Source organism: Microvirga tunisiensis (assembly GCF_009296175.1).
GTDB lineage: Bacteria > Pseudomonadota > Alphaproteobacteria > Rhizobiales > Beijerinckiaceae > Microvirga > Microvirga tunisiensis.
The window spans coordinates 1-6,707 of the sequence record NZ_VOSK01000323.1 but is presented as its reverse complement, the minus strand read 5'-3'; the positions used below and the strand labels follow the sequence as shown (position 1 = coordinate 6,707).

The window sequence follows — 6,707 nt, the reverse complement described above, 5'->3', positions numbered from 1 at the left end:
CTCCCCGCGCCGCCAATGCCTTGATAGTCATGCGAGCCTCCTGATCGAGCCGGCTCATGCGCTCCTCCGTGTCGTCCCGTGACACGGTAGGTCGACTTCAACCGGAGGCGACATCTCGTAAATCTGGCCGTCGCCTTACTCACACATTCGCGCGTCGCGCTACATGCTCCGCTGATTAGCTGCCATGGCCATCTTGGATTTTCAGAGCAGGCGGAGGCGCTTTTGACACACCGGAATTCCTTTGCCGCACCGCCACTCACAGTCAGCTTAGTCCGGAACATGCTGCGGAAATTTGCGTATGGCCCGATCATTGCGGAGGGACTGATCAAGGCGGGTGTGCCTGAGAGCTAAAGCGTCGGCTTCTGAACTCCATACATCAGACAAGTGGATTTCATCTCACTGGCTCGCGGCTCAAGTTCAACCGATACTAAGCCCTAACGGAACTGGAACTTGGGATGCTCAGCGGATCGCGCTTCATCACTGTTCTGATGCTGGCAGGCGCGACATGGCTCTCGACCGGAAAGCTCCTGGCCGGAACCGAGGCCGATCTCGCGCTGGTGCTGGCGGTCGATGTCTCCTTTTCCATGGAGCCGGATGAACAGGACCTTCAGCGGCAGGGCTTCGTCGAGGCGTTCCGATCCCCTGAAGTTCATCAGGCGATCCGCCAGGGCATGCTGGGGCGCATCGCCGTGATCTATGTGGAGTGGTCTGGAGCGTTCGATCAGCAGATCATCGTGCCATGGACGGTGATTGAACAGCCCACTGATGGCTTGGCTTTTGCCGAGCGGCTTTCGCAAAGCCCGATCCACCGCATGAGCTACACGTCACTGTCAGGCGCTATCGACTTCGGCATCCGGCAGCTTGATCAGAGTGGCTTACAGCCGGTTCGGCAGATCATCGACATCTCAGGGGATGGAGCCAACAACCAGGGCCGCACCGTGACCCTGGCCCGTGACGGGGCTCTGGCTCGCGGCATCACCATCAATGGCCTGCCGATCATGCTGAAGCGGCTCGATAGCCTCTGGGACATCGACAACCTCGACCTTTACTTCCGCGACTGTGTCATTGGAGGTCCAGGAGCGTTTCTGGTTCCGGTACGGGAGAAGACGCAGTTTGTCGAGGCAATCAGGGCCAAGATCATCCGAGAAATCACTGATCAGTCCCCACCTCACTCGCTCGTTCAGCCAGCCCAAGCTGCATCACCGACAGACTGTTTGGCTGGAGAAAGGCGCGCTCACCAGCCGACAGGGAAGTAACCGAATGAGAGCGTCCAGACCCCTCACCGCTGACGAGCTTCGTGCCGCCACCCGAACTTTCGTGCAGCGTCAGCCGGTGATGCCGAGGGCCACCACAACCAAGAAAAAGCGCCCAGTGAGGGCGCTTGAGGTTCCGGCTCGTAGGGGCAAACAAGCCGGTGGAACTGAAAAGCTGATCAACCTGCCGCCTGGAGGTCATCCGACACGGCTGACGAGAGGTGCTTCCGGAGTTCGGCAATCAGCGTCACGTAGGGCTGACGCCGCTCACGGTGCCTTCTCTGAAGGTTCTCCATGATCTGCTTCTTCAACATGGGATTAGTTCTGCCGCGCTCCACTCGCTGTATCTCGTGCTGATGCTCGAAGTCGAGGTTTGACAGGGTGCGCGACGTGTTCTGCCACAAGCCATACAAGTCAAAGCTTTGGTTCTCGCCGACGATCAGGCGATTCAGCGCAGAGGTTACATGCTGTTGGTTCTGCATTGCTGCCCCCGATGGGTCGTGCTGAGCCGCACCTTTGTTCAGGCGCTAAAGCTCAGCACGTGCCATTTTCAAGAAACGTTCACCCCTAAACTATCATACTTCGGCATACATCAGTTATGCTACAGCTACGGCTCACCTCTGTACAAGGATACAGGTGGGTGTCAGCCCGTGCCGAATGGATGGTTTGCTGAAGGCGCGCCAAGAATTACTGAAGAAGATTGTCGCTTGTCTGTTGGGTTTCCGACAGAAGACATAACTCTTTCGTATAGGTCAGTCTGCCGCAGCGGGATAAGTTCCCGTTCCAGAGATGATTGTGCAGTATGATCTTTGCTGTGCGACGTTTATGCTTGGACGAGGGAGGAAGTCATGCGTATCCAAGTCATTGTTTCAGCGATCTGCCTGTGCTTCTCGGCTCCCGCTATGGCGCAGGACAAAGCCACAATTCAGAGCCTGAACGACAAGTTTGCTCAAGCCTTCAACGCTGGTGATGCAGCAGCAGTCGCGGCTCTGTACACGGACGATGCCGTCATCCTGCCGCCTGGAGCCGAGATGATGAAGGGCAAGAATGCCATCCGGGCGTTCTGGAAAGGCGCTGCCGAGCAACTTGGCGATGGGAAGCTCACGACCGTCGATGTGAAGCCGCTCGGCAATGGGGCAGTGCGAGAGATCGGCACCTTCACGTTCCGGACCAAGGGCGCGCAGCCGCAGGACATCACCGGCAAGTATGTGGTAGTTTGGGAGAAGGTCGGGAGTGATTGGAGGCTCGCGACCGACATCTGGAACACCAACAAGTAAGCCGTCGCTGACAGCTTGCTGGCATCACACCGAGAGCCGTCAGAGGCTCTTGCGCGGAGGCGCAATGCTCAGCCGGAACCATTGTGTCTGGATCACGTTGGCTCCTGTTCTGCATGAACGGAGGACACCATGTGCCACTATCGAGGATCATATGTGTCCGAGGACAGGGCGAAGGCTGAGGCAGATCGCCAACGGGAGCTTGAGGCTAAACGCACCCAAGCTGTCGATAAGCTGAAGCAGGAGGCCGACACAGCGGCCCAGAGCGCAGCGTCTACTCCAGCAAAAGAGCCTGTTCCGGCGAAGTAGCTTGGCTCTACATCGGGTGGTCATTGCATTTACGATGCCCCGCCAAGGCGGGGCATTCCACACCCGAGGCGCGACATTGCCGCCGTCCCTGTGCAACAGCATAAGGGCAGAAAAGCCTTAACGAAAACTCGGCACCTCGCAGCACTGAGTTCAAGTCAATTGACCGGCGATGGCCGATCCTGATCATCGCAGGATCAGTTAATCAGCCTTTTTCGAGCGACGGCCCTTTGCAGGGGCGGCATCATTGGCAACAGCCTCTACCGGAGCCTTACCTTTCTTGCGCTGTTGGCCAAGTCCCATGGTCTTGGCAAGCTCGGAATGAGCCATGGCGTAGTTCGGCGCAACCATCGGGTAATCCGCTGGTAGGTTCCACTTGGCGCGGTACTGCTCGGGCGTCATGTCGTAGGTGGAGCGCAGATGGCGCTTGAGCGACTTGAACTTCTTCCCGTCCTCCAGGCAGATGATGTAGTCCGGAGTGACGGACTTCCTCACCGACACCGCAGGCACCAACTCAGCCTTGGGCTCCTCTTTCTGAACCTGCGTAGTCTTGGTCAGGGCAGCATAGACAGAGTTGAGCAGCGACGGTAGGTCTGCGGCGGGAACGGAGTTGTTGCTGACGTAAGCTGAGACGATGTCAGCACAGAGTTCGATGTAGTTTGGAGCGGATGTGCTCTCACCCATAGTTTTCGTGTCCTCGGCTGCACTGGGACTGTTTGGGAGGGTGATGAGAACAGACTTTGTTCTGGCCGGATCAGCAGGGAGGACCCATGCAGCACCTACGTTCATGTCCGATGCTCTAAAATGGGTTAGGGCGTAGCTGCGCTATCCTGACGCCTTTCGCGCGGAAAGAGCCACCTCTGGCTCAGACAGCGATCATCCCTGCCCTTACGGAACGTCCGCTGTTCCCAACCCAAACGAGCATCCATCTTTCTTCCGAGAGTGCCATTTCAAGACATTCGCTCGTAGACCAGAGGCGATTAGAACTGCTCTCCATCGAGCATGCGCCTCACCTTTGAGGCTAGTTCGGCATAGGTGAAGGGCTTCCCAATCAGATGCATCCCAGGGTCGAGACGACCGTGGTGGACAATGGCGTTCGAGGTGTAGCCCGTGGTGAACAGAACCGGCAGCCCTGGCCTGCGCCGGGACACCTCATCTGAGAGCGCACGTCCGTTCATCCCTCCGGTCAGGACAACATCGGTGAACAACAGTTCGATCTCCGGATGCTGCTCAAATATCTCCAGCGCCTCTCGAGCGTCGCCAGCCTCAACGACGCGGTATCCGAGATCCCGCAGGGCCTCGGTGGTGTACGTTCGTAGATCAGGCTCGTCTTCCACGACCAGAATGGTCTCGCCTGCGCCTCTCACCATTGCGGGACTCTTTGCCGGCATCTCGGCAGGCTCCTCGTCGGAGCCGATCAGGCGGGGCAGGTAGATCTTGATCGTTGTGCCCTCGCCGAGCTCGCTGTAGATCCTGACATGGCCGTTCGACTGCCGGACGAAGCCGTACACCTGGCTCAGGCCCAGTCCGGTCCCTTTACCCGCTTCCTTGGTGGTGAAGAACGGCTCGAACACCTTCTCCATCGTAGCCTTGTCCATTCCGGTTCCCGTGTCGGAAACGGCCACGAGCACGTACTGTCCCGCCGGGACTGGCTCGGCGAGAGCCTCGACATAGGCTTCGTCCAGGCGGGCATTGGCGGTCTCGATGGTGAGCTTGCCGCCGTCCGGCATGGCATCGCGGGCGTTCACCGCCAGATTGAGGATCGCATTTTCGAGCTGGTTCGGATCGGCCTGGGAACGCCAGAGGCCGCCGGCGAGCACCGTCTCCAGCACAACCACTTCACCGAGCGTCCGCCGCAGCAGGTCGGACATGCCGGCCACCAGCTTGTTGACGTCGATGGGCTTGGGATCGAGCGGCTGACGCCGGGAGAAAGCCAACAGCCGCTGGGTCAGGGTCGCCGCCCGTCGGGTTGCATCCATGGCATGATCGGCTGCCCGCTGGAGGCGGTCGGCATCCTCGGGCAGGCGGCGCTGGAGGAGTTCGATATTGCCGACGATGATGGTGAGCAGGTTGTTGAAGTCGTGGGCGATGCCGCCGGTGAGCTGGCCAATGGCCTCCATCTTCTGGGCCTGTCGCAGAGCCTCCTCGGCTTTCAGGCGCTCGGCGACCTCATGCGCGACCCGCTCCTCAAGGGTTTCGTTCAGGCGCTTCAGCTCCTGAGTGGCCTGCTCCGCCTTCTGGCGGGCGAAGAGCAGTTCCCTCTCGTACTTGCGCCGGTCGGTGGCATTGAAGAGGGTAATACGATGAACCATCGGGCGGCCAGCCGCATCCTGCTTCTGGACCATGTTGGCCAGAACCGGCAGGGAGCGGCCATCGGCGCAGGTCAGGTCGAACGCAATCTCGCTGACGAAGCCCTGCATGTGCAGGAGCGGCGCAAGATGGGTGTCGTAGAAGATCTTAGCCCCGACGCTCAGAAGGTCCTGAAAGCACTTATGGCCGACGAGGTCCTGCCGCTCCATGCCGATCCAGGTGAGGAAGGTCTGGTTGGCCCTGATGATCGTGCCATCCGGCAGGGTCGAGAGATAGCCGCAGGGGGCGCTTTCATAGAGTTCCTCAGCCGTCTCGATCAGCGAACCCTGGTCCATCTTCACTAGGCGACGGCCTTGACCGGAGCGGGATCGCGCAGAAAGGCTTCCATGGCGGCAATCGTCTCCTCGGGCGCACTCAGGTTCGGGCAGTGTCCGGTCGCGCTGAGCTGAACGAACTCACTGCCCGGGAGATTTTGGTGCATGTAGCGCCCGACGGCCTCGGGAGCAATCGCGTCCTGCGAGCACTGGAGGATGAGAGCCTTCGTCCTCAGGGTGGGTAGGTCAGCCCGGTTGTCCGAGAGGAAGGTCACGCGAGCAAAGTGCTTGGCGATGTCCGGATTGGTGCGGCAGAAGCTGTTGGTGAGCTCTTCCCCGAGCTCGGGTCGGTCCGGGTTACCCATGATCACCGGGGCCATGGTACTCGACCAGCCGAGATGGTTGCTGTCGAGGAAGTCGAGCAGGCCCTCGACATCCTCCTGCTTGAGCCCGCCCACATAGTCACCATCGTTGATGTAGCGCGGCGAGGGACCGATCAGCACCAGGCGATCGAACCGCTCCGGCTCCCGAATGGCGGCGAGGACTCCGATCATGGCACTGACTGAGTGGCCGACGAAGATGATGTTCGTCAGGTCCAACTCCTGGCAGATCGCCAGCACATCGTCCGCATAGCCGTCGAGCGAGCCGTATCTCGTCGGGTCGAAAGCATCGGCATTGGAATGGCCGTGCCCGACATGATCAAAGAGGACGATCTTGTACCGGTCCTCGAAGGCCGGGGTGATGAAGCGCCACATGTTCTGATCGCAGCCATAGCCATGGGCGAAGAGCATCGGCTGCTCCCCTCGACCCATGACCTTGACATTGTTACGCTTGAGAACGGCAGACATGGGCGCTCCGTGCAATCCAAAGACCGATGGGTCGGCCGCTCGCCACGGTGATGCGTGTGAGCTTTGCAGTTCAGGGGCCTTATGTAGATGGGTGGGTTCTCATTTCAACGCGTGGACGTTGCACACCAGCCATTCCGGACCGTGCGAGGTCTCACACCCGGAGCCCGTGTTCGATGCTGAAGACAGTCTAAGAAGGTCCGCTGAGGCTCTTGGTTGTGTAAAAACGCTGACGTGTCGGTCGTCGGAGCAATTTTCTGTCTTGTGGGGCTGACAGTACCGGGGATTCCCCGGTGTACGGGCTTGATGTTGTACAAATAGTTCGTTGAGAGCTGAGGTGTTCGCGTTTTTACACAACCAGGGTCACGGACTGCCCTTCAGCTTGGCCGTGAGAAGGTCCGCTTT

6 protein-coding genes are annotated in these 6,707 nt (G+C 59.4%); 2 read left to right on the top strand and 4 right to left on the bottom strand.

The window, feature by feature from the left end:
* Positions 1–455: 455 nt before the first annotated feature.
* Entirely contained in the window at positions 456–1,256 is an 801-nt protein-coding gene (locus FS320_RS35370) for a DUF1194 domain-containing protein (protein WP_152717040.1), read from the top strand.
* Positions 1,257–1,432: 176 nt separating this feature from the next.
* Here the strand turns inward: FS320_RS35370 and FS320_RS35365 are convergent, their stop codons facing one another.
* Positions 1,433–1,735, bottom strand: coding sequence for a hypothetical protein (locus FS320_RS35365; RefSeq protein ID WP_152717039.1), 303 nt, complete (start codon positions 1,733–1,735; stop codon positions 1,433–1,435).
* 366 nt (positions 1,736–2,101) lie between these two features.
* Between FS320_RS35365 and FS320_RS35360 the strand changes: the two genes are divergently transcribed.
* Complete coding sequence (locus FS320_RS35360) at positions 2,102–2,530, top strand: YybH family protein (protein ID WP_152717038.1); 429 nt, start codon at positions 2,102–2,104, stop codon at positions 2,528–2,530.
* Between the two features lie 504 nt (positions 2,531–3,034).
* On the opposite strand, the gene FS320_RS35355 is transcribed toward FS320_RS35360, so the two are convergent.
* The 3 genes from FS320_RS35355 to FS320_RS35345 all read right to left on the bottom strand — a co-directional run bounded on the left by FS320_RS35355 (position 3,035) and on the right by FS320_RS35345 (position 6,305).
* Positions 3,035–3,517 (bottom strand): Ros/MucR family transcriptional regulator, encoded by a 483-nt coding sequence (locus tag FS320_RS35355; protein ID WP_152717037.1) that lies wholly within the window; start codon positions 3,515–3,517, stop codon positions 3,035–3,037.
* 296 nt (positions 3,518–3,813) lie between these two features.
* Positions 3,814–5,478 carry a PAS domain-containing hybrid sensor histidine kinase/response regulator gene (locus FS320_RS35350; protein WP_152717036.1) on the bottom strand — a complete coding sequence of 555 codons (1,665 nt, stop codon included), beginning with the start codon at positions 5,476–5,478 and terminating at the stop codon, positions 3,814–3,816.
* A 5-nt stretch (positions 5,479–5,483) separates the two neighbouring features.
* Complete coding sequence (locus FS320_RS35345; RefSeq protein WP_152717035.1) at positions 5,484–6,305, bottom strand: alpha/beta fold hydrolase; 822 nt, start codon at positions 6,303–6,305, stop codon at positions 5,484–5,486.
* Positions 6,306–6,707: the final 402 nt, after the last annotated feature.

Coding starts and splice junctions, on each gene's coding strand:
- FS320_RS35355 (WP_152717037.1), bottom strand. CDS start 3,517: ATGGGTGAGAGCACATCCGCTCCAAACTACATCGAACTCTGTGCTGAC.
- FS320_RS35370 (WP_152717040.1), top strand. CDS start 456: ATGCTCAGCGGATCGCGCTTCATCACTGTTCTGATGCTGGCAGGCGCG.
- FS320_RS35350 (WP_152717036.1), bottom strand. CDS start 5,478: ATGGACCAGGGTTCGCTGATCGAGACGGCTGAGGAACTCTATGAAAGC.
- FS320_RS35365 (WP_152717039.1), bottom strand. CDS start 1,735: ATGCAGAACCAACAGCATGTAACCTCTGCGCTGAATCGCCTGATCGTC.
- FS320_RS35360 (WP_152717038.1), top strand. CDS start 2,102: ATGCGTATCCAAGTCATTGTTTCAGCGATCTGCCTGTGCTTCTCGGCT.
- FS320_RS35345 (WP_152717035.1), bottom strand. CDS start 6,305: ATGTCTGCCGTTCTCAAGCGTAACAATGTCAAGGTCATGGGTCGAGGG.